21 protein-coding genes are annotated in these 21285 nt (G+C 57.1%); 7 read left to right on the top strand and 14 right to left on the bottom strand.

Features of this window, described 5'->3' with window-relative positions; all coding sequences use genetic code 11:
• Nucleotides 1–28: 28 nt before the first annotated feature.
• From lysS to IPP88_12265, 3 genes are all read left to right on the top strand, one after another.
• A complete protein-coding gene (gene lysS, locus IPP88_12275; GenBank protein ID MBL0123465.1) occupies nucleotides 29–1582 on the top strand; it encodes a lysine--tRNA ligase in 1554 nt (517 codons plus the stop codon).
• 92 nt (nucleotides 1583–1674) lie between these two features.
• Nucleotides 1675–2073, top strand: coding sequence for a glycine zipper 2TM domain-containing protein (locus IPP88_12270; GenBank protein MBL0123464.1), 399 nt, complete (start codon nucleotides 1675–1677; stop codon nucleotides 2071–2073).
• Between the two features lie 75 nt (nucleotides 2074–2148).
• Nucleotides 2149–3495 carry a Gfo/Idh/MocA family oxidoreductase gene (locus IPP88_12265; GenBank protein ID MBL0123463.1) on the top strand — a complete coding sequence of 449 codons (1347 nt, stop codon included), beginning with the start codon at nucleotides 2149–2151 and terminating at the stop codon, nucleotides 3493–3495.
• Nucleotides 3496–3612: 117 nt separating this feature from the next.
• Here the strand turns inward: IPP88_12265 and IPP88_12260 are convergent, their stop codons facing one another.
• From IPP88_12260 to phaR, 7 genes are all read right to left on the bottom strand, one after another.
• Nucleotides 3613–3993, bottom strand: coding sequence for a VOC family protein (locus tag IPP88_12260; protein ID MBL0123462.1), 381 nt, complete (start codon nucleotides 3991–3993; stop codon nucleotides 3613–3615).
• Nucleotides 3994–4042: 49 nt separating this feature from the next.
• Nucleotides 4043–4414, bottom strand: a complete 372-nt coding sequence (locus IPP88_12255; protein ID MBL0123461.1) for a VOC family protein — start codon at nucleotides 4412–4414, stop codon at nucleotides 4043–4045.
• Nucleotides 4415–4483: 69 nt separating this feature from the next.
• Complete coding sequence (locus IPP88_12250; GenBank protein ID MBL0123460.1) at nucleotides 4484–5026, bottom strand: DUF4199 domain-containing protein; 543 nt, start codon at nucleotides 5024–5026, stop codon at nucleotides 4484–4486.
• Nucleotides 5027–5184: 158 nt separating this feature from the next.
• Nucleotides 5185–5640 (bottom strand): response regulator transcription factor, encoded by a 456-nt coding sequence (locus IPP88_12245; GenBank protein MBL0123459.1) that lies wholly within the window; start codon nucleotides 5638–5640, stop codon nucleotides 5185–5187.
• A gap of 364 nt (nucleotides 5641–6004) precedes the next feature.
• On the bottom strand, nucleotides 6005–6235 hold the full coding sequence (locus IPP88_12240) for a hypothetical protein (protein ID MBL0123458.1): 231 nt from the start codon (nucleotides 6233–6235) through the stop codon (nucleotides 6005–6007).
• Between the two features lie 295 nt (nucleotides 6236–6530).
• Nucleotides 6531–7958, bottom strand: a complete 1428-nt coding sequence (rimO, locus tag IPP88_12235) for a 30S ribosomal protein S12 methylthiotransferase RimO (GenBank protein ID MBL0123457.1) — start codon at nucleotides 7956–7958, stop codon at nucleotides 6531–6533.
• A 9-nt stretch (nucleotides 7959–7967) separates the two neighbouring features.
• Nucleotides 7968–8633: a polyhydroxyalkanoate synthesis repressor PhaR gene (gene phaR / locus IPP88_12230; protein MBL0123456.1), complete on the bottom strand. Its 666-nt coding sequence runs from the start codon at nucleotides 8631–8633 to the stop codon at nucleotides 7968–7970.
• Between the two features lie 324 nt (nucleotides 8634–8957).
• On the opposite strand from phaR, the gene IPP88_12225 reads away from it, so the two are divergent.
• Together IPP88_12225 and phbB (IPP88_12220) are read left to right on the top strand one after the other, a co-directional pair.
• Nucleotides 8958–9509 carry a phasin family protein gene (locus IPP88_12225; GenBank protein ID MBL0123455.1) on the top strand — a complete coding sequence of 184 codons (552 nt, stop codon included), beginning with the start codon at nucleotides 8958–8960 and terminating at the stop codon, nucleotides 9507–9509.
• Between the two features lie 122 nt (nucleotides 9510–9631).
• On the top strand, nucleotides 9632–10381 hold the full coding sequence (gene phbB / locus IPP88_12220) for an acetoacetyl-CoA reductase (protein ID MBL0123454.1): 750 nt from the start codon (nucleotides 9632–9634) through the stop codon (nucleotides 10379–10381).
• Nucleotides 10382–10508: 127 nt separating this feature from the next.
• Here phbB (IPP88_12220) and phbB (IPP88_12215) read toward each other — a convergent pair whose 3' ends face one another.
• The 5 genes from phbB (IPP88_12215) to rluD all read right to left on the bottom strand — a co-directional run bounded on the left by phbB (IPP88_12215) (nucleotide 10509) and on the right by rluD (nucleotide 16085).
• Nucleotides 10509–11252, bottom strand: coding sequence for an acetoacetyl-CoA reductase (gene phbB / locus IPP88_12215; protein MBL0123453.1), 744 nt, complete (start codon nucleotides 11250–11252; stop codon nucleotides 10509–10511).
• Between the two features lie 140 nt (nucleotides 11253–11392).
• A complete protein-coding gene (phaC, locus tag IPP88_12210) occupies nucleotides 11393–13117 on the bottom strand; it encodes a class I poly(R)-hydroxyalkanoic acid synthase (protein MBL0123452.1) in 1725 nt (574 codons plus the stop codon).
• A 184-nt stretch (nucleotides 13118–13301) separates the two neighbouring features.
• The gene (locus IPP88_12205; GenBank protein ID MBL0123451.1) at nucleotides 13302–14132 is read right to left on the bottom strand and encodes a ZIP family metal transporter; all 831 of its coding nucleotides are present in this window, start codon (nucleotides 14130–14132) and stop codon (nucleotides 13302–13304) included.
• Between the two features lie 155 nt (nucleotides 14133–14287).
• Nucleotides 14288–15052 (bottom strand): peptidoglycan editing factor PgeF, encoded by a 765-nt coding sequence (gene pgeF, locus IPP88_12200; protein ID MBL0123450.1) that lies wholly within the window; start codon nucleotides 15050–15052, stop codon nucleotides 14288–14290.
• Between the two features lie 10 nt (nucleotides 15053–15062).
• A complete protein-coding gene (gene rluD, locus IPP88_12195; GenBank protein MBL0123449.1) occupies nucleotides 15063–16085 on the bottom strand; it encodes a 23S rRNA pseudouridine(1911/1915/1917) synthase RluD in 1023 nt (340 codons plus the stop codon).
• Nucleotides 16086–16094: 9 nt separating this feature from the next.
• Between rluD and IPP88_12190 the strand changes: the two genes are divergently transcribed.
• Nucleotides 16095–16889, top strand: a complete 795-nt coding sequence (locus IPP88_12190; GenBank protein MBL0123448.1) for an outer membrane protein assembly factor BamD — start codon at nucleotides 16095–16097, stop codon at nucleotides 16887–16889.
• A gap of 51 nt (nucleotides 16890–16940) precedes the next feature.
• Here the strand turns inward: IPP88_12190 and ppk1 are convergent, their stop codons facing one another.
• Complete coding sequence (gene ppk1, locus IPP88_12185; GenBank protein ID MBL0123447.1) at nucleotides 16941–19163, bottom strand: polyphosphate kinase 1; 2223 nt, start codon at nucleotides 19161–19163, stop codon at nucleotides 16941–16943.
• A gap of 136 nt (nucleotides 19164–19299) precedes the next feature.
• Here ppk1 and ppx point away from each other — a divergent pair, with 136 nt between their 5' ends.
• Entirely contained in the window at nucleotides 19300–20787 is a 1488-nt protein-coding gene (gene ppx / locus IPP88_12180) for an exopolyphosphatase (GenBank protein MBL0123446.1), read from the top strand.
• A 13-nt stretch (nucleotides 20788–20800) separates the two neighbouring features.
• On the opposite strand, the gene sixA is transcribed toward ppx, so the two are convergent.
• Nucleotides 20801–21268, bottom strand: coding sequence for a phosphohistidine phosphatase SixA (gene sixA / locus IPP88_12175; GenBank protein MBL0123445.1), 468 nt, complete (start codon nucleotides 21266–21268; stop codon nucleotides 20801–20803).
• Between the last annotated feature and the right edge of the window lie 17 nt (nucleotides 21269–21285).

Here is a 21285-nt window from a genome sequence, read left to right as displayed (position 1 = left end):
TACCCATTCCATTTCATCAGGCAACATCATGTCCGATAAAGATAAAGATCCATCAAGCCAACCGCCCCAACACTCAGAGCCGCCCGACGAGAATCATGTCATCGCCGACCGCCGCGAAAAGCTGAAGGCCCTGCGCGCCGCCAGCCCGAACGGTAACGCGTTCCCGAACGACTATCGCCCCGAGCACGCCGCGCAGGAACTGCACGCCGCACACGGCACGAAATCGAAGGAAGAGTTCGAGGCCAACGCGCACATCGACGTCAAAGTCGCCGGCCGCATCATGCTGAAACGCTTGATGGGCAAGGCTGCGTTTGCCACCATCCAGGATGCTTCGGGCCGCATCCAGTTATATGTGAAACGCGATGACATCGGCGAAGAGGCCATGGAGGCGTTCAAGCGCTTCGATCTGGGTGACATTGTCGGTGCCGAAGGCTATTTGTTCCGTACCAACTCCAACGAATTGTCGATTCACGTCAAATCGATTCGCCTCATCACCAAATCGATTCGACCGCTTCCGGAAAAATTCCACGGCCTGACCGATACCGAACAGCGCTATCGCATGCGCTATGTCGATCTGATCATGAGCCCCGAAGTACGTGAGACTTTCGTGGTGCGCTCGAAGATCGTTCAATCGATGCGCGAATTCATGGTGCAACACGGCTACCTTGAAGTGGAAACGCCGATGATGCATCCGATCCCCGGCGGCGCCGCGGCACGTCCGTTCAAGACCCATCACAACGCGCTGGATATGGAACTGTACCTGCGCATCGCGCCGGAACTCTATTTGAAGCGCCTGGTGGTGGGCGGTTTCGAGCGCGTGTTCGAGATCAACCGCAATTTCCGCAACGAGGGCATCTCGGTACGTCACAACCCGGAATTCACGATGATGGAGTTCTACATCGCGTGGCGCGACTACGAACACCTGATGCAGTTCACTGAGGACATGTTCCGCGACATCGCCACCAAAGTGCTGGGCAAGACGCTCATTGATTACCAAGGCATGGAAATCGATTTCGGCAAGCCGTTCGATCGCCTGACGATGGTGGACGCGGTGAAGAAGTACGCGCCGGATCTGGCCGGCATTGATTTCAACGACGGCCCGACATTGCTGAAACATATCCGCGCCAACGGCGAGAATGCGAAAGAAACCGACACCATCGGCACGCTGCAACTGAAATTATTCGAAGCGGCCGCTGAATCGAAGCTGATCCAGCCAACGTTTCTGGTTTCGTACCCGGCGGAAACCTCACCGCTGTCGCGCCGCAACGACCAGAACCCGGCCGTCTGCGATCGCTTCGAACTCTTCATCGCCGGGCGCGAAATCGCCAATGGATTCTCGGAGTTGAATGATCCCGAAGACCAGGCCGAACGATTCATGGATCAGGTGCGGCAGAAAGACGCGGGCGACGCCGAGGCCATGCACTACGACGCCGACTACGTGCGCGCATTGGAATACGGACTGCCGCCGACCGCCGGCGAAGGTATCGGCATTGATCGCCTCGTCATGTTGCTGACCAACAGCCCGTCGATTCGCGATGTCATCCTGTTCCCGCAACTGCGCGCGAGTGACGTGGAGCGGTAAACCGGCCAAGCGCTGAGTCGTTACTTTTCGGTGAGAAAACTTTTCGTCGGCAACAATATCGTTGGCCGCTATCATTCTTTGAAAGTAACCTGATGAAAATGACAAAGGCACTCTTTTTGGCAGCCGCCCTGTTGATGGCCAATGGCGCGTTCGCTGCATGCAACACCTGTGGCATCGTCACCGACATGAAGATCGTTCAGTTTAAAGGGCAAGCATCCGGTGTGGGCGCCATTGCTGGCGGCGTACTGGGCGGCGTGCTGGGCCACCAAGTGGGGAGCGGTCGTGGCAAAGATGTGGCGACGGTCGCAGGCGCTGCCGGTGGTGCATATGCGGGCCATCAAGTCGAGAAAGGCTCGAAATCCCGAACCCAGTATCAGGTTATCGTCAAACTGGACACCGGTGAGTCGCGTACCTTTACCTACAACGCCGCGACCGCCTACAAAGTCGGCGACCAGATCAGGATCGTCGATAACAAATTGACGCGGCAATAATCAAGTCGCCGCAAGCCAAGCCCGCATGACGCGGGCTTTTTCATTCCACACTACCCATGCGCATCGAGGTCCCGGATGAATCGACGTCATTTCATTGCCACCACGATTGGCGCGCTGGCATCCTCACTTACCTTTCCGTCCTTCGCGAAAACCCGGGAACGCTTGCGCGTGGGCATCATCGGCACCGGCCTGCGGGGTCAAGTTCACCTTGAAGAACTGCTCAAACGCAGCGATGTCGACATCACCGCCATCTGCGATATCGAGCCGCCGATGATTGACGCCGCGCTGAAGCAATGCGAAAAGGCCGGCCGCGCCAAGCCGCGCGTGTTCACCGGCGATGACCGCGCGTGGGAGGAGATGCTGGCCAAGGCATCGCTCGACGCGGTGCTGATTGTCACCCCCTGGGAATGGCACGCGCCCATGGCGATTGCGGCAATGGAGGCCAAGGTGGCGGTAGGTTGCGAAGTGGTAGCCGGAGTCACGCTCGACGACCACTGGCAGGTGTTGCGCACCCAGTTGCGCACCGGCACGCCATACATGCTGCTGGAAAACGTCTGCTACCGGCGCGACGTGATGGCCGTTCTCAATATGGTGCGGCAGGATCTGTTCGGTGAGCTGATACACGTGCAGGCCGGCTACCAGCACGATCTGCGCGGCGTCAAGTTCAATTCCGGCAATCCGGCACTGCCTTACGAGCGCGGCGCCGAGTTCGGCGCGAAAGGCTGGTCGGAGTCCCGCTGGCGCACGCCGCATTCGGTTACCCGCAACGGTGATCTTTACCCCAGCCACGGCATCGGTCCCGCCGCGATGTGGCTCAATATCCATCGTGGCAATCGCTTCACGCGCATCGGCAGTTTTGCCACCAAGGCACGCGGCCTCAAGGAATATGCCGCCGCGGTCGGCGGCAAGGATCATCCGAGCGCGAAGGTCGATTTCGCGCTGGGCGACGTGGTCACCACGCAAATCGCCTGCGCCAACGGCGAGACCATCCTGTTGCAACACGACACCAACCTGCCGCGCCCCTATTCCCTCGGCTTTCGCGTGCAGGGCACGCGCGGCATCTGGATGGACGTCAACAAAAGTCTCTACTTCGAAGGCAAAAGCCCGACGCCCCATCGCTGGGAACCCGCGCAGGCGTGGCTCGATATGTACGATCACCCGCTGTGGAAGCGCCACGCCGGCAAGGCCGAAAGCGCGGGACACGGCGGCATGGATTTTTTCGTCATTCATGCCTTCGTCGAAGCGCTGAAGGCCGACACGCCGATGCCCATCGACATCTTTGATGCCGTCGCCTGGAGCGCAATTGCCCCGCTCTCCGAACAGTCGATTCGCGAAGGCAATCGCACGCTTGAGTTTCCCGACTTTACCGCCGGGAAATGGGCGACACGCACACCGATTTTTGCGATGGATGATCGCTATTAGGCGTTGGTGATTTTCTTCTTTCGTCAGTACAAATACAAGCACTGGCGCGCATTTCAGAGCATTTGTGGCCTGAACGCCGCGCCAGTGCTAGTGTTTCACAACATTTCGCCGGCTTGATCACACCGGTGCGTTGATTACCGCTTCAAGCTGATACCCATCCGGATCAAACACGAACGCGGCAAAATAATGCTCGCCATAATGCGGACGCAAGCCGGCCGGACCATTGTCTTTGCCGCCATGCGACAGTGCTTCCGCATGAAAGCGCACGACGCATTCACGCGTCGGCGCGGCGAATGCGACATGGAATCCGGTGACGGGTGGTATTACGGCGCGTCTGCTGAGCTTGATGGCAAACTTGTCACCACCACCGGGCGGGCCATAGCCCACCGCATCGTCATACACCCAGACACGAACGTAACCAAGCGGCGAGAGAACCGCGCTATAGAAAGCGTCCGAACGTGCGATGTCGCTAACGGGAAGAGAAAGGTGATGCAGCATATTTTGCCGTTTGGGTGATGATTGATGGTTAAGACAGCGGCGCCGCTGCCTACACGTGCTGATCAACCAGAATCGCGTTTCCATCCGGATCCGCAATCATGAAGCTGGCCGGACCCGTGGTGCCTTCGTCCGCTTCGGAAATCATGCTTACGCCGCGATCCTTGAGCTGACGCTGCAACGCGCGAACGTCGGTGAATTTTCCGATTGGCTGGGCATCGCTATTCCAGCCCGGATTGAAGGTGAGGATGTTCTTGTCGAACATGCCCTGGAACAGCCCGATTGCGTGGTCGCCATTTTTCATGATCAACCAATTCTGCGATTGATTCCCGCCAAAAACGGTAAAGCCGAGTTTCTTGTAAAAGACCTTCGATGCCTCGATATCTTTTACGGCCAAGCTGACAGAGAAAGCGCCCAGTTCCATAATTTCCTCCTGTGTGGTGCGATGTTTTGAATGACGGCTGGCAAAGGACAACCGCCCCGCCAGCACAAATTAAATTGACGCGACTGCCGCCCCTTCTGCCCGCCGCCTCCGGCTCAGCACACCCGCCGACACGAGTGTAAAAAGTAGCCCGACCGGCAACGGCTCGAGAAAAGTGATGGCGATGTTCACGAGCGGATTCTTGTACATCTCCATGAATTCCGTCATCTCCTTTTTCGTCGCCTCGATTTTCGCGTCCGTGGCGCCGGCTTTTCTCGCCTTCTCCACGGCGTACGCGGTGTATTTCTCGCCAAAGTCGGGCGCCACTTTGTAGTAGACCACTTGCCAGGTAGCGACGTAGCAGACGCTGGCGACGGCCGTGATCATCAGGCCCACGAGGAAGGCGCGGCCGAACGTCACGCTGCCGCCCGCCACGTTATCGCGGTACGACTTGACGCCGAAAAACACCATCAGGAAGGCGAGCACCATCGTCGTGTAGCCGATGACTTCGCCCTTGTCGAAGCCGATCTTGTCCATGAAGGGCAGCGTGAGGAGCATCATCGCCGACAGGATGGCGCCCGAAATGAGCCCGAAGGTCAGCACAATTTTTTGCATCGCAACTCCCAGGTTTGTTGAGGAGGGCCGATTCTGGCCGCCACGCCATCTCCTGCGCGTCACCCGAAAGGATGATTTTCAACAATTTTGCGCGAAATCACTCGAAAGTGGGAGGCCGGGATTCCGTTTGCCAGCCGGGCGCCCGTTGAACTGCGCGACTAAGGGATCAATCGCAACTCTTTTCCCAACTGTACCGCCTGGGTCCGCCGCCGCGCGCCGAGCTTGTCGAACACCCGGCTCGAATGCGTTTTGACCGTGTTTTCGCTGACGAACACTCGCGCGGCGATCTCCTTGTTGGAAAGCCCTGCGGCGATGAGCTCCAGAATCTCCAGTTCACGGGGCGTGATGCCGAGCGACTCAACCTTGTTCTGATCACGCACAAAGTTGGCCGGCGCCGGCACCACGACTTCGCGCACCACCACCGTCTCGGTGTGATGCGCGGGCCGCGTGAGCCTGCGGCCGAGCCAGATGCCAAAACCGGCAAACACCGCCGCCACCAGCGCGCCGTAGATTTCCACCGAATACTCCACCACGAGCCAACGGTACTCAATGAGTTTGAGCACGGCGATGAGGACGCCGCCGATGAGGCCGTAGAGAAGGACGTGCTTGCGCATACGTGACTTACAAAAGCGTCTAGCGTTTGAGTTCACCCGCCTGTGGGCAACCGGCGAAGCCGGCTGATGCAGGTCGGGTGCAACGAGGGGTTGGGCGTCATGCGTCGTTCGCCCGTGTTGGAAGGATGAAGGCGAGTTCTCCGCCTGGGCAAGCGATTACCTCGGTATGTTGCTCAGGAGGTGCATGGGCGGCCAGCAGTCCACGGTTCGTACCAAAAGCTCTGTGTCCTTGCCGTTCAGGAAGAGGACCGTGCTTCGTCAGTGAAGGTCAAGACCAAGTGCTGGCCGACGGAAACCCGAAGACCTTTCAACTTGCTGGACACTGCTTGTGAAGTAGCGACAAGCGCGAGCAATCCAACTTGGTTCAGGAGCTCCTTTTGGACAAAGCTCCAGCTCCGGGAAACGAACTGGTCAATGTTTCCATCAGGTCGAACACCCGCCACTGTGAGGCAAGGTTCAGATATGGCTCTCCAACGGCAGACTGATTGTCGAACAGCAACTGCAGCAACCCGAATCGCACGCCGTTCACGACTGCGCCTACAAACAGCCGGCGCAGTATGTCGTTAGCCTCGACTGGAAGAACCGGTGAGTTCATGACGCCCAACTAGAAATGGACACCCGTCGAGGTGTCCATAAACGGTGAAAAAAGTTCTGCGCGCTTACAAGCCTCGCGCAAAGGCGAAGCCTTTGAAATCAACGGCGTGGTACCAATTATCACACCCTAAACGAATTCAACAAACACACCTGTCGCCGTATCGGCATTCAGCGATCAAAGTCATTGCCGCGCGGAAACTTGTCGGGCTGCGCAAGGTTGCAGACACAAGAACTGGCGCGGCGTTCCGAGCAATAATGCCAAGAAAGCCGCACCAGTGCTTGAGTTTCATTTCTACCTATGGAACAAATTCCGCCGTCAGATCATGCGCCTGCGCCGCGACGACCTGCGCGCGCAGGAACTCACCGGGCTGCAATTTCTTGCTCGCACCGGTGACGTAAACAACACCATCAATCTCCGGCGCGTCCGCCTTTGAACGCCCGATGGCAATGCGATTGCCCTTGTCGTCTTCGGCGAGGCGATCGACCAGCACATCGATTTCGCGACCGACTTTTGCTTTCAGTCGTTTCTTGCTGATTTTTTCCTGATGCGCCATGAAGCGTGCCTGGCGTTCTTCGCGCACTTCAGCCGGAACCGCGTCCGGCAGGTCATTTGCTTTGGCGCCTTCCACCGGTGAGTATGCGAAGCAGCCGACGCGATCGAGTTGCGCGTCGGTCAGGAAATCCAAAAGCTCCTGAAATTCGGCTTCGGTCTCGCCCGGGAAGCCGGCGATGAAGGTCGAGCGAATCGTCAGGTCAGGACAAATCTTGCGCCACGCCTGGATGCGCTCGAGGGTTTTTTCCGCTGCGGCGGGGCGCTTCATTAATTTCAGAATGCGCGGGTTGGCGTGCTGGAACGGGATATCCAGATACGGCAGGATTTTGCCTTCGGCCATCAGGGGAATGACTTCGTCTACGTGCGGATACGGATACACATAGTGCAAGCGTACCCACGGTTTTTCGGTTCCACCGATATTGCCTAGCGCCTCGCACAGCTCCGTCATGCGTGTCTTCAGCGGGCGGCCGTTCCAGAAACCGGTGCGGTATTTCACGTCGACACCATAGGCGCTGGTGTCCTGCGAAATCACCAGCAATTCCTTCACGCCGGATTTGATCAGGTTCTCCGCTTCCTGCATCACGCTGCCCACCGGGCGGCTGACGAGGTCACCGCGCATCGACGGAATAATGCAAAACGTGCAGCGGTGATTGCAGCCTTCGGAAATCTTCAGGTAAGCGTAGTGTTTTGGCGTGAGCTTGATGCCGGCCGCCGGCACGAGATCGATAAACGGGTCGTGCGGCTGCGGCAGATGCGCGTGCACATGGTGCATCACTTCATCCTTCGCGTGCGGGCCGGTAACGGCCAGCACTTTCGGATGGACTTGCTTGATGAGATTGCCGCCGCCCGCGCCTGCCTTCGCGCCGAGGCAGCCGGTGACGATCACCTTGCCATTTTCCGCGAGCGCTTCACCGATGGCGTCGAGCGATTCTTCCACGGCAGAGTCGATGAATCCGCAGGTGTTCACCACCACCAGATCGGCGCCGGCGTAGTTGGGGGCGATCTCGTAGCCCTCGGCACGCAGTTGCGTGATGATCTGCTCGGAATCGACCAGCGCCTTGGGGCAGCCCAACGAAACAAAGCCGACTTTCGGCGGCTTTGATTTTCGTTTGCTGATCTTGATGGGACTGCCGGGATTGCTGGTATTTGATGGCTTCATGCTCAACTTCATGCGCGCCGGTTAGCCTCGGCCGGTTTTCTTGGCCTTGGGTTTGGCGCGGGTGGTTTTGCTTTCGCTGGCGGACGTGGCAGCCGGCTTTTCATCACCGGCATTGGCGGCCAGCGGGTTGTAAGGAAAGGTCGAAAACATTTGCATGGCCTGCTTGCGCAATTCCTCCTGCATGCCGATCACGTTGGAGGCACTTTTCTCCAGATAGTCGCCCATCATGTTGGGCACGCCGGTTGCTGCGCCGGGAATGAGCTTTGTCCAAGCTTCCGGATCGAGCGCAGGCACCGCTTTGCTGAGCGGCGCGAGCACGGGAGCGACGTTACCCAGCGTGCCGTACAGCGTTTGAGTCTGTTCCTGGAACTTGCGTTGCGCTTCGTGGAAGGCGCCGATGCTGCGCTCAAGATAGCTTCCCATCAGGCCCTGCATGGAGTGCCCGTAATAGCGAATGATGTTGGCGAGCATGTCGGCGGAAAACATCGGCACGCCGCCACTTTCTTCTTCGAGGATGATCTGCAGCAGAATGCTGCGCGTGAGATTCTCGCTGCTGCGCGCGTCTTGCACCTCGAATACCTGATTCTCCAGCACGAATTGTTTGACATCCGAAAGCGTGATGTAGGCACTGGTTTCGGTGTCATAGAGACGGCGATTGGGATATTTCTTGATGATTCGAGTCACGATTGATCCTTTTCTTCGGGTTGCAGGCACCTGACGCCAGGTAACCGCGATCAGTCATTTGTATTCAATGTTGCGCAAGCATAATATCCATCGCGAAAAGTCCATCGCGGCGCAATGCATTCTACCGGCACACGCAAGTAGCTATTTGATTATCTTAGCATTTTTTGTTTGTTGCAGCGGCAAAAGATATTTATGCTGCGCTGCACAAATAATGCTTGACATTCGATCTTCCCGCCCCTAATATATCAATTGTGCAGCGCACCATTTGTTTCAGAAGGACTGATGTGGCGCTATTTCCCCGAAACTTTTTTCCTACGGAGTAATACCATGTCCAACCTGAATATGAGCAACGAACAAATCGGCGAATTCTCGAAGTCCGCTGTTGATGCCGCCACCAAATTTGCCCGCGTCTCGTTTGACAGCGCAGAGCGTTTCTTTGCCTTGAACCTCGAAGCCGCCAAAGTTGGCCTCGACGAAACCGCCAAGAGCTCCAAAGCCGCAACCTCCGTCAAGGACGTACAAGAGTTCAACGGCCTGCGTACCAAAGCCGCTGAAACCGGTCTGGAATTCCTGATGGGCTATTCGAAGAATTTGTATGACATCAGCAACTTCGCCCAAGCACAATACTCGTCACTGATCGAAGAGCGCGTCTCGGCTTTCCAGAAATCAGTTGTCGACGGCCTTGATAAAGCCGCCAAGAACGCACCCGCCGGTAGCGACGTTGCTTTCGCCGCGCTGAAGTCCAGCGTTGCTGCATCGACCGCTGCCATGGACACGATGTCCAAGGCATCGAAGCAAGTGTCGACATTTGCCGACACCGCGTTCAAAGCCGCGACGGAAACCGCCACCAAGGCAACCGCTTCCAGCAAGCGCAAGTAATCAATTTGTAAGTCTCCTCCTCCTAATCAACATGATTAGGCTTAGCCCCGGAAACCATGTTTTCGGGGCTTTTTTACAGTGAAATTTCTAACAGGACTCGCGTAGCCCGCAAGTAAACACATATGACCAAGAAAATCGCACTCATTACCGGCGGTGTCGGCGGAATCGGCACCGGAATCAGCAAAGCACTCGCGGCAAAAGGCTATTTCGTTATCGCCAATTACGTTGTTCCGGGTTCGGAAACCCGCTGGCAAACTGAAATGGCCAGCGTCGGTTTCAACGGCGGCTGCAGCGACGTCGCGTTTGGCGACGTCAGTGACTATGAAGCCACCGGGAAAATGGTCCGCGAAATCGAGGCGAAACATGGCCCGATCAGCGTACTGGTGAATTGCGCCGGTATTACGCGCGACGCAACACTGCGCAAGATGACGCCCGAGAATTGGAACGCGGTCCTGACCACCAACCTGACCAGCGTATTCAATACCAGCAAGCACGTGATCGAAGGCATGGTTGAGCGCGGCTGGGGCCGCATCATCAACATCTCGTCCGTCAATGGCGTCAAAGGCCAATTCGGCCAGACCAATTACGCCGCCGCCAAGGCCGGCGTACTCGGCTTTACCAAGTCGCTTGCACAGGAAGTGATCAAGAAAGGTGTGACGGTCAATGCGGTATCGCCCGGCTACATCGATACCGACATGACGCGCGCGATTCGCGACGATGTGCGTGACGAAATCGTCGCCAGCATTCCTGCCGGCCGGATGGGTTTTCCCGACGATATCGCAAACGCGATCGCGTTTCTGGCGTCGGAAGAATCGAACTACATCACCGGTACGAATTTGTCGGTGAATGGCGGACTGCATATGTACGCATAGGCACGGCAAACTCCAGCACTGGTGCGCTTCGCGGCACGAAAATGGCCTGAAGGCCGCACCAGTACTTGCGTTTGACAAAAAAAGGGCGCCGTCGGCGCCCTTTTTCACGTCCTGCACAACCGCAGCATCAAAACATGTGCTGTCCGCCATTGATGGCAATGTTCGCGCCCGTCAGGAATGCGGCTTCTTCTGAGGCCAGATATGCGCAAAGCCCGGCAACTTCTTCGGGTTTGCCCAAACGTCCCACCGGAATCTGCGGAATGATCTTCGAGTTCAGCACGTCTTCCGGAATCGCCGTCACCATCGCGGTCCCGATATAGCCCGGCGAAATGGTGTTTACCGTGACGCCCTTCTTAGCCACTTCCAGCGCGAGCGCCTTGGTGAATCCGTGCATGCCGGCCTTCGCCGCGGAATAGTTGGTCTGGCCGAACGCGCCCTTCTGGCCGTTGACTGACGATACATTGATCACTCGTCCCCAGCCGCGCTCAACCATGCCATCAACCACTGGCTTGCACATGTTGAATACGCTATCCAGGTTGGTGCTGACCACCGCTGTCCAGTCGACCTTGGTCATTTTCTTGAAGGTCGTATCGCGAGTAATGCCGGCGTTATTGATCAGGATATCGATCGGCCCGATCTCTTTCTGGATCTTGGCAACGGCCACCGCGCAGGAATCGTAGTCGGCGACGTCGACGGGATACGCATGGAAATGGAAATCCTTTGCGGCCATGTCCTTCAGCCACGCTTCGGATTTCGTATTCGACGGCGAATATGTCACGACAACCTTGATGCCCATTCTGGAGAGCTTCATGCAGATTGCCTCGCCCAGACCACCCATGCCGCCGGTTACCACCGCAATGCGTTGTGCCATCGTTCTCTCCTCGGTTTTTTCAGGTTATTGACCAATCGCCTTGCGGGCGATGGTTCAGATTCGATTTGCTTTCACCAACAATACCACTTGCTACATTCTCGCGCCAAGTCAGTCCGCGCACATCGAATGCCGGGACGTGGCTAAGCCTTTTCCTTCACATAGCGTCCGGGCGCCGGCTCGATGGGCCGGAAGTCCGCATTGCCCAGCGTTTTGCGCGCGGGAATCATCTTGCCGCCGAACTGTTCCAGCCAGTCGATCCAATGCGGCCACCAGCTGCCTTCGGTTTCCACGGCGCGACCCAACCACTTGCTTTGCGACTGATCGAGATGGCCATTGGTCCAATAGCTGCGTTTGTTTTTCGATGCCGGATTGACCACACCAGCGATATGCCCTGACGCACCCAGCACGAATTCGGTATCACCCCCCAGATAAGATGCGCTCGAATACGCACCGCTCCACGGGACAATGTGATCTTCCTTGGCGGCGAATACAAATGCCGGCATGTCGACGTATGAAAGATCCACCGGCACGCCGCACATCGTGAGCTTGTCCGGTTTGATGAGGTTGTTTTCGGAATAAGTGTTGCGCAGGTAGTAGGTGTACCACGGGCCTGGCAGATTGGTGCTGTCCGAGTTCCAGTACAAGAGATCGAACGCAGGTGGCTTGGTACCTTTGAGGTAATTGTTGACGACGTAATTCCACACCAGTTCATTGGCGCGGAGCGATGTAAACGCAAAGGCAAGTTCGCTGCCGCTGATAATGCCGCCCTGGCCAATCTCGCGTTCGCGTCTGGCGATAAAGGCGTCATCGATATAGGCCGAAATGTCGCCGACATTCGCGAAATCGAGAAACGTGGCAAGAAACGTGACACTCTCGACGACATCGTGTCCCATGCGGCGCAATACGGCCAAAGCGCTCGCCAGCATGGTGCCTCCCACGCAAAACCCGAGGGTGTTGATTTTTTCCACATTGGTAATCTGCCGCACGACATCAATGGCTTTGATGACACCGTTGGCGAGGTAATCGTCCCAGGTGAGATGGCCTTGTGCTTCCGTCACGTTACGCCACGAGGTGACGAAAACGGTGAACCCTTGTTCCACCGCGTATCTGATATAGGAGTTGTCTGGCCGCAGATCTAGAATGTAAAACTTGTTGATGCACGGCGTCACCATTAACAACGGCCGCATATGCACTTGCGCCGTCGCCGGAGAGTATTGAATCAGCTGCAAGATCTCGTTTTCAAATACCACGCTTCCGGGCGAAAGCGCGATATTCTCGCCGATCGCGAAGGCCTCCTCGTCGGTCATGGAAATGTGCCCCTTGTCCATGTCCTGCTTGAGATTTTCGAGACCCGCACGCAGCGTCTCACCTTTGGACTCAATCGCCGACTTCAGCGCATCGGGATTGGTCATCAAAAAATTCGAGGGCGACATCGCATCCAGATACTGCTTGGCGAAAAAGCGCATTTTCTGCTTCATGTCCGGCTTGACATCGGCATCGTCGATGCTTTCCAGCAACAGCCGCGATGCCGCCAGATACGATTCCGCCAGATAACGGAACTGGGGAGAGGCCTGCCACGCCTCGCTGGAGAACCGCTTGTCCTGCAGGCTCGCGAAGTCCGCTGCGTCCGCGGATTGCGGCTCGGAAAAACTCCTCATCAATCGTTGCTGCTCATCGACGAAACGCTTTTGCAGCGCCGCCAGTTTTGCCGGTTCATGATTCATGTTATTTAGCACTTGTTGCCAGGCTTCGTTGGCATTGGCCGGGGTCGGAATGGACCCGAGCCCCTGAATCCAGCGCTCGCCGGATTCCTGCGCGCTGGAGAGAATTTTCTGAAAATCGAATGCATTGTTTTGCGATGACATGATTTGAGGCCCTTCAAGAAAATCGACTTTTACAATTATGCGGCAACCCGCAGTGGCTTTCCACCGCGGGTGCAGGGATCGTAGGTGAACATCATTGCAATCGCATGGCGGCTTGATACCTTGATGATGGCGATCACGAGAATAGCGATGACTCAAAAAACGGAGTGCGTACGAAGCAGGTACATCAGTGAACCATGAACAGGTGAAACCCCCAGATCGAGGCCACGCCAAGTCCGATGAGTGCGATTTGCAATAGCGATTCCCTCATGGACGTGCGCTTGTGCAGCCCGGGAATGAGATCGGCGATGGCGACATAGATCATGCTTGAGGCCGCGAAACACAGGAAAACCAGTGAGTACTGCTCAAGATTCCTGATGGCGAAGTAGGCGATCAGCGCGCCCACCAGCGTCGCAAAACTCGACACAATGTTCCAGAACAGTGCGCGCGTTTTACTGAAGCCGGAATGAATCAATACCAGAAAATTTCCAAGTTCCTGTGGCAATTCATGCGCGACGATGGCGACTGCCGTCACGATTCCCAACTTCACATCAGCCATGAATGCGGCGGCTATGGCAAAACCGTCCGTGAAGTTATGAAATCCATCGCCGATGATGATCATCCAGGCGCTGGAACGGCGACCACCTTCGTACGTGTGCCCATGCGAATGATCGTCAGGTGCGGTGTGTTGATGCGCATGCGGCTTCGTTGCCGCGGCGATAACCGCTTCCGCCTGGCCGGCATGATCGTGGTCGTGCCGCCACAATACAAATTTTTCCAGCACAAAAAACGCGAGGATTCCGACCAGTATCCAAGTTGCCGCATCGTGGGCGTGCTCGGCTTTTTCAAAGATATGCGGCAGCAAATCCAGGAACACCACTCCCAGCAAAGCGCCCACCGCATAGCTCACAAACAGCGGAATCAGGCGCGGCTGAATGCGCCAAGCAACCATTGCGGCAAGCAGCACCGATACCACGCCGCCCGCCAGGCTGGCGAGCATGATGTAAAACAGGGTCATGGAGTGTTCATTACCGGTGGTTGCCGACTGGCAAACTTGCAGTCGCCTGGTGAAATTTTCGTGTGCGACTTGATTGACGAATTTTAGCACGCACGCACGCCTCAACCATGGCACAACCACCGGGCAGGCTCTCACCAACCCGAACGCGCGGGGTGCTATTCCAGCCAGATAAATGCCGCCATCCGACCAGTTTGACCGTCGCGCCGGTATGAAAAAAAACGATCCGGAGCCGATACCGTGCACAGCCCGCCGCCGTACACGTGCGCAACACCGGCCGCGCACAGTCGCTGCCGGCCAAGTTCATATATGTCCGCCACGTACTTGCCCGGCTTGTCCGCCAGCGATCGAAACGCGCGACGCGAGTCCGGACGCTTCGAAGCAAAAGCGTCAGCAACATCCTGCCCGACCTCAAAAGCCGTCGGACCGATCGCCGGCCCGAGATACGCCATTACATCCTGCGGGGCAACCTGCATGGCTTCAACCGTGCGCTCGATGACGCCAGCCGCGAGCCCGCGCCAGCCCGCATGCGCCGCCGCCACGCAGGAACCACCCGTATCGCAGAACAGGATTGACAGGCAATCGGCCACCAAGACCGCGCACGGACGATTGGTCAATCGAGTTGTCGCCGCGTCCGCCCGGGGCGGCATTGATTGGTCTTTGCCGTGCGCGAAAACCTCGGCAGTGATGTTGACTACCCGTGTTCCATGCACTTGATCCAGCCACATGGGTTCGGCCGGCAAGTGTGCGCAGATCCGACGGCGATTTTCCTCGACAGACAAGAGGTCATCGCCGACATGTCGTCCCAAATTCAGGCTTGCATACGCACCGACGCTTACACCGCCTCGGCGTGTGGTAATCAGCGCCTTTACATTCCGGGGAACTGGCCATTCAGGAACAATGGTATCGGCACTCTGCAGCATTGTTGCCCTGCTAACCGAGCCCGGCCGCGAAATCGATGAATTCACGCATGTCGTCTGGAATCGGTGCCTCGAAGGTTCGCTCAACGCCTTCCATCGGATGCTCGAAACTGAGCCTGCGCGCATGCAATGCCTGGCGGCCAAAGTCGCGAATGACCGCCCGTACATCATCGTCAATCCCGGTCATGGTGGGGCCGTAGACCGTGTCGCCTTCCAGTGGATAGCCGATGGATTGCATGTGCACGCGGATCTGGTGGGTGCGCCCGGTTTCAAGCCGGCATTCCACCAATGTGTGGAACGCAAAACGCTCCAGCACGCGATAGTGGGTCACGGCAGGCTTGCCCGCTTCATATTCCTTCACGACCGCCATTCGGGTGCGGTGGTGCGGGTGCCGGCCGATGGGCGCATCGACGACTCCATCCTTGTTGAGTTTTCCCCGCACCAGCGCCACGTAAATACGCTTCATGGTCCGCGCCTGCAACTGGCGAACCAGCGATGTCTGCGATGCCTCGGTCTTGGCCGCGACCATCACGCCGCTCGTGTCCTTGTCGAGCCGATGCACAATTCCCGCCCGTGGCAGGTTGGATACCGCCGGATTGCGATACAAGAGGCCATTGAGCAGTGTCCCGCTCCAATTGCCGGCGGCGGGATGAACCACCAGGCCCGCTGGCTTATCAAGAACAATCACGGCGTCGTCTTCATGAATAACATTCAACGCAACATCTTCCGGCCGGAATGCGCACTCTTCCTCACGCGCGGTCAGCTTTGCCTCGATGGTTTCGCCACCCAGCAGCTTGGTCTTCGGTACCACTGTCCGCTGATCGAGCGTAATGGCGCCTTCCTTTACCATCGCAGCGAGCCGGCTTCGCGAATAGTCGGGCAGCAACTCGGCCAGCGCCTGGTCAAACCGAAGTCCTGCCAAACTTATCGGCACTTTCAGGGTCTGAGCAACAGGCGCACTTCTGGCTTGGGCCGGCACAGGGGATTCAATGTCGCCTGGGCTATAATCTTCTTCTTCTAAATCAACGGGCAGCATGTTTTCAGTATGACACGATCATTATTTGCAGTTCTGGCATTGGCCAGCACGATGCTTGCCGGTTGCGGGATGTTTGGCGACAAACTCGATCAACAGAAAAACTGGACCGTCGAGCAATTTTACAAGAACGCCAGGGAAGAACTGGATTCGGGCAATTACGCCGGCGCGGTCAAAGCATACGAGGCACTTGAAGCCAAGTATCCCTTTGGCAAGTATGCGCAACAGGCGCAATTGGATATTGCCTACGCACGCTACAAAGATGGCGAGACCGCCGAATGCGTTGCCGCGGCGGATCGCTTCATGAAACTGCATCCCAATCACGCCAATGTCGACTATGCGCTGTATATCAAGGGCTTGGCCTATTTCAAGCCGGATCTGGGCATTTTTGGTGATTTACTGAATCTGGATCCGTCTGAACGCGACCCGAAAGCCTTGCGCGAATCCTTCGAAGTATTCAAGGATCTGGCGATTCGTTTTCCCGAAAGCAAGTATGCAGAAGATTCGCGGTGGCGCATGGCGTATCTGGTGAATTCCCTCGCCAAACATGATGTCGCCGTCGCAAAGTATTACTACAGCCGTGGCGGCTACCTGGCCGCCGTCAATCGCGCTGAAAACGTGATGCAACGTTACCCACAGGCGCCTGCCAACGAAGATGCGCTGGTGGTCACGGTACTGGCCTATGAAAAAATGGGAATGAAGGATCTATCTGGTGCCGCACGCCGGGTGCTTGAAAAGAATTTCCCGAAAAACGACATGATCGCCAAAGGTGGCAGTGGCGAGAAATCGTGGTGGAAGCTCTGGTAGTCCACGCGGATACGTCCTGACACGCTTGAGCAAGTTCGCCTCACTGCGCGATTATTCGCCCGCAAGTAATTTCAACAATTCTTCCTGCGCCGTCTTGCGCACCGGTTTGGTCTTGGTGGCGCTGCGCGCGCTCCCGACGGGTTGCTTGCGCGTGTAGCCCCCGTCACCATCCATCTCCCACGCCTGCGTGTTGTCTTGCAAATAGGGCGTCAGCCCCTCGCCGATTACCCGTTTCTTGAGACGTGAATCGTTGACCGGAAAACACAGTTCTATCCGGCGGAAGAAGTTCCGCTCCATCCAGTCCGCGCTCGACAGCATCACCTGCTCGTTTCCTCCGCCGCCATTGCGGAAATAGAAGATCCGTGAGTGCTCAAGAAACCGGCCAACAATGGAACGAACGCGGATATTCTCAGAGAGTCCCGCCACCCCAGGTCTCAAGGCGCAAACGCCGCGAATAATCAAGTCGATCCTGACGCCCGCTTTCGACGCGCGATACAAAGCTTCAATCACCTGTTGCTCAAGAAGCGAATTCATCTTGGCAATGATGTGCGCGCGCTTTCCACTCTTGGCAATCTTGATCTCCTGCTCGATCGACGTCAGCACGCCCGCATGCAACGTGAACGGCGCCTGCCACACGTTCGCGAGGCGAGTCGCCTTGCCTAGTCCGGTAAGCTGCACGAATACAGCATTCACATCCGCGCAGATGCCTTCGTTCGCCGTCATCAGTCCAAAATCGGTATAAAGCCGGGCGGTACGCGGATGGTAGTTACCGGTACCCAGATGAACATAGCGGCGCAGGTGCACGCGAGGCACGCGGGAATTTTTCTCATACGCGTCTTTGGTGTCTTCAATCTCACGTCGCACCACCAGCGCCATTTTTGCGTGGGTCTTGTGGCCGACGACGCCGTATACGACGTGTGCCCCAACCTCTTCCAGGCGTGCCGCCCAATTAAGATTGGCCTCCTCATCGAAACGCGCCATCAATTCCACCACCACGGTGACTTCCTTGCCCCGCTTGGCGGCTTCGATCAGCGTCTCCATGATGATCGAGTCAGTACCGGTGCGGTATACCGTCTGCTTGATCGCGACCACTTGCGGATCACGCGCTGCCTGCTGGATAAATTCGATCACCGGCATAAAACTCTCAAACGGGTGATGCAGCAGGATGTCCTGCTTTTTCAGTACCTCAAAAAAATCCTTGCCCTTTGCCACCTTGACCAGGGGTTTGGGCAGTCCGGGAACGAACACCGGATATTTCAGATCTGCCCGCGCCACCTGATCGGGCACGCTCATCAGGCGCACCAGGTTCACCGGTCCATTGACCCGATAGACATCCGCCTCACCGAGTTCAAATTGCGCGGCGAGGAATTGCAGCATTTCCGCTGAACAGTTGTCCGCCACTTCCAGCCGCACGGCATCGCCGAGATGCCTGAGCGGCAGTTCGCCCTGCAACGCGAGGCGAAGGTTCTTGACCTCCTCTTCATCGACGAACAGATCCGAATTGCGCGTGGCGCGAAATTGATAGCAGCCCAAAACCTCCATGCCGGCGAACAGTTCCCCGACATGCTGGTGAAGGATGGAGGTCAGAAAAATAAAGCTGTTATCTCCCCCGGCGATATCCGGCGGCAGCTTGATCACACGTGGCAGCACACGCGGCGCCTGAACGATGGCGCGCTGCGAATCGCGTCCGAAGGCATCGCGACCGGTCAATTCCACGGCAAAATTAAGACTCTTGTTAAACACGCGCGGGAATGGATGCGACGGATCCAGCCAGATCGGCGTCAACACCGGCATCATCTCGCGAAAAAAATATTCCTTGACCCATGCTTGCTGCCTGGCCGTCCATTGCGCGCGCCGCAGGAAGTGAATGCCCTCGGCGGCAAGTGCGGGAAATAGCTGGTCATTCAGGAGCGCATATTGGCGTGTCACCAGTTCGTGCATTCCCTGCGACACGAGGTCGAACGTCTCCCTTGGCGTCAAGCCGTCAGGGCTGCGCGCGGTGGCGTTGACCTTCAATTGCTCTTTCAGCCCGGCCATGCGAATTTCGAAAAACTCGTCGAGATTGGACGACAGGATCGTCAGGAACTTGAGCCGCTCCAGCAACGGCACAGATGCATCCTCGGCCTGCGCAAATACGCGCCGGTTGAACGCCATCAACTGCAGTTCCCGATTGAGGGTCCGTCCGCGCGGTGTGTTGGCCGAGACAATTACATTGGGTGCGGAAAGTGCCGCGACCGGCGCGCGGGCTGGCACGACGGGCTTCTTTGTCGACATACGTGGAGGCTGCCTGTTTTTTTTCGGGGGTTGTTTTGACATGATAGCGATAGCGTATTACTTTTTCGTGACAATTGCTCGGGGGCCGCGATCACATTGCATGTGACATACTTCCAAAAAACACCAAGTGAAAAAAATGCCCCAACAAACCCTTGCCGCTGTCGATCTGGGCTCCAACAGCTTTCACCTGCAGATCGCGCGTGTCGTCAATCACCAGCTTTACCCGCTCGATTCGCTGAAGGAAACGGTACGGCTGGGCGCGGGGGTGACCGCGGACCGGAAAATCGATGCCAAAACAGCTGAACGCGCATTCAATGCATTGCGGCAGTTTGCCGAACGATTGACTGGCTTGCCCACGGAAGCTGTACGCGTGGTCGGCACCAACGCCTTGCGCGTCGCGAAGAATGCAGATGCCTTCATGAAGGAGGCCGAGGCTATTCTCGGCTATCCGATCGAAGTGATTGCCGGTCGTGAAGAAGCCCGTCTCATATACATCGGCGTTGCGCACAGCCTGCCGCCTTCGCAACATGATCGCCTGGTGGTGGACATAGGTGGAGGTTCCACGGAATTTATCATCGGTCACCGTCTGAAGCCAAAGATACTCGACAGTTTGTACATGGGATGCGTGAGTTATGCCGAGCGCTATTTTCCGGAAGGTCTGATGGACAAACGCTCGTTCAAGAACGCACAGCTCGCCGCCAGCAAGGAGCTCGAACAAATCACCAGCAGATTCAGGAAGGAAGGCTGGAAGGAAGCCATCGGCTCAAGTGGAACGGCCAAGGCGCTGGGCATTATCCTCCAGGAGAACGGCCAGACACGTGAAGGAATTTCCCGTGAAGGACTTGAATGGCTGCGCGACAAAGCCATCAAGGCAGGGGGATTCGCTGCACTCACGCTGCCGGGCGTGAAGGGCGATCGGGTGCCGGTGCTGCCGGGCGGCCTTGCCATCATGCTGACCATCTTCGAAGTGCTGGGCATCAGTCACATGTCGGTGGCAGACACGGCACTCCGCGATGGCGTCCTGTACGACCTGCTTGGCCGCACCCATCATGAAGATATTCGCGATGCCACGGTCGAGGCAATGGCGAGACGCTATCAAGTCGATCATGCGCAGGCCAACCGGGTGCGGCAACTGGCGTTGGCATTCTTCGAGCGCACCGACGAATCCACCGATGCTGAGCGCCAGTTCCAGTTGCGCCAGAAATTGGCGTGGGCTGCGCGCCTGCATGAAATCGGCGTCGACATTGCCCAGGCTAACTTTCACAAGCATTCAGCCTACGTTATCGCCAATGCCGACATGCCGGGTTTCTCCAAGCGCGAACAGGCGGCGCTGGCCGCGCTGGTGCTCGCGCAACGTGGGCGACTCACCAAGCTATCGATCGATTTGCCAAGTGATGAATCATTCGCGACCAAGGTCATGTGCCTGCGTCTTGCGGTATTGCTGTCGCGCAGCCGCAGAAACGTCGACAGTCAGCTTTTTTCGCTGGCACGCGTCAACGGCGTATTTCGGCTCTCCGTGAAAGGCGACTGGCTCGCCAGCCATAGCCTGACGCAATACGAGCTTGAACAGGAGACGGTCGAGTGGAAAGGCGCGGGGATGAAACTGGAAATCGTATCCGCCTAGCAGTCTGTCGGACTTATAGAATCGTATCCGGCGTGGCCATCGCTTTCAGGACGGATTTCGAAATGCCGTCATGTTCGCGCACCTCGAACCACCACATCGCGCCCTTTTTTACGGGCACGTAACCTTCGACACCATTAATCAGATACGCGGCCACCATCCCCAATGTAGGCTGATGTCCGACAACAATGACGTTGTGGCTTCCGCGCGGCCAGTGCGCGGAACGAAGCACGGCATCAGCCGATGCATCAGGCGCAATCTCATCGACGGTCTCGAACGGCCGTTGCAGCGCTTCCGCAGTCTGTTGTGCCCGTACCGCCGGGCTGGCAATGACGCGCCAGTGCTTGATGTCATTGCCCACCTGCGCCATCAGCCAAGCCGCCATTTTCCCGGCTTGTTTTTGGCCCTTGTTCGTCAGTTTCCGCGCCATATCCGACGGTGCGTCATCTTCCGCTTCCGCATGGCGCCACAAAATAATTTGCATATCACTTCCCATATCAC

This window comes from Betaproteobacteria bacterium, assembly GCA_016720925.1.
Taxonomy (GTDB): domain Bacteria; phylum Pseudomonadota; class Gammaproteobacteria; order Burkholderiales; family Usitatibacteraceae; genus UKL13-2.
This window is presented reverse-complemented; position numbering and strand designations above follow the sequence as displayed.

Bases quoted from the DNA above. Each gene is read 5' to 3' on its own strand.
- IPP88_12205 (MBL0123451.1), bottom strand. From the start codon at position 14,132: ATGACCCTGTTTTACATCATGCTCGCCAGCCTGGCGGGCGGCGTGGTA.
- phbB (MBL0123453.1), bottom strand. From the start codon at position 11,252: ATGGCACAACGCATTGCGGTGGTAACCGGCGGCATGGGTGGTCTGGGC.
- IPP88_12225 (MBL0123455.1), top strand. From the start codon at position 8,958: ATGTCCAACCTGAATATGAGCAACGAACAAATCGGCGAATTCTCGAAG.
- IPP88_12265 (MBL0123463.1), top strand. From the start codon at position 2,149: ATGAATCGACGTCATTTCATTGCCACCACGATTGGCGCGCTGGCATCC.
- IPP88_12240 (MBL0123458.1), bottom strand. From the start codon at position 6,235: ATGAACTCACCGGTTCTTCCAGTCGAGGCTAACGACATACTGCGCCGG.
- rluD (MBL0123449.1), bottom strand. From the start codon at position 16,085: ATGCTGCCCGTTGATTTAGAAGAAGAAGATTATAGCCCAGGCGACATT.
- phbB (MBL0123454.1), top strand. From the start codon at position 9,632: ATGACCAAGAAAATCGCACTCATTACCGGCGGTGTCGGCGGAATCGGC.
- IPP88_12190 (MBL0123448.1), top strand. From the start codon at position 16,095: ATGACACGATCATTATTTGCAGTTCTGGCATTGGCCAGCACGATGCTT.
- IPP88_12255 (MBL0123461.1), bottom strand. From the start codon at position 4,414: ATGGAACTGGGCGCTTTCTCTGTCAGCTTGGCCGTAAAAGATATCGAG.
- ppx (MBL0123446.1), top strand. From the start codon at position 19,300: ATGCCCCAACAAACCCTTGCCGCTGTCGATCTGGGCTCCAACAGCTTT.
- lysS (MBL0123465.1), top strand. From the start codon at position 29: ATGTCCGATAAAGATAAAGATCCATCAAGCCAACCGCCCCAACACTCA.
- pgeF (MBL0123450.1), bottom strand. From the start codon at position 15,052: ATGCTGCAGAGTGCCGATACCATTGTTCCTGAATGGCCAGTTCCCCGG.
- ppk1 (MBL0123447.1), bottom strand. From the start codon at position 19,163: ATGTCGACAAAGAAGCCCGTCGTGCCAGCCCGCGCGCCGGTCGCGGCA.
- IPP88_12245 (MBL0123459.1), bottom strand. From the start codon at position 5,640: ATGCGCAAGCACGTCCTTCTCTACGGCCTCATCGGCGGCGTCCTCATC.
- sixA (MBL0123445.1), bottom strand. From the start codon at position 21,268: ATGCAAATTATTTTGTGGCGCCATGCGGAAGCGGAAGATGACGCACCG.
- IPP88_12260 (MBL0123462.1), bottom strand. From the start codon at position 3,993: ATGCTGCATCACCTTTCTCTTCCCGTTAGCGACATCGCACGTTCGGAC.
- IPP88_12270 (MBL0123464.1), top strand. From the start codon at position 1,675: ATGAAAATGACAAAGGCACTCTTTTTGGCAGCCGCCCTGTTGATGGCC.
- rimO (MBL0123457.1), bottom strand. From the start codon at position 7,958: ATGAAGTTGAGCATGAAGCCATCAAATACCAGCAATCCCGGCAGTCCC.
- phaC (MBL0123452.1), bottom strand. From the start codon at position 13,117: ATGTCATCGCAAAACAATGCATTCGATTTTCAGAAAATTCTCTCCAGC.
- IPP88_12250 (MBL0123460.1), bottom strand. From the start codon at position 5,026: ATGCAAAAAATTGTGCTGACCTTCGGGCTCATTTCGGGCGCCATCCTG.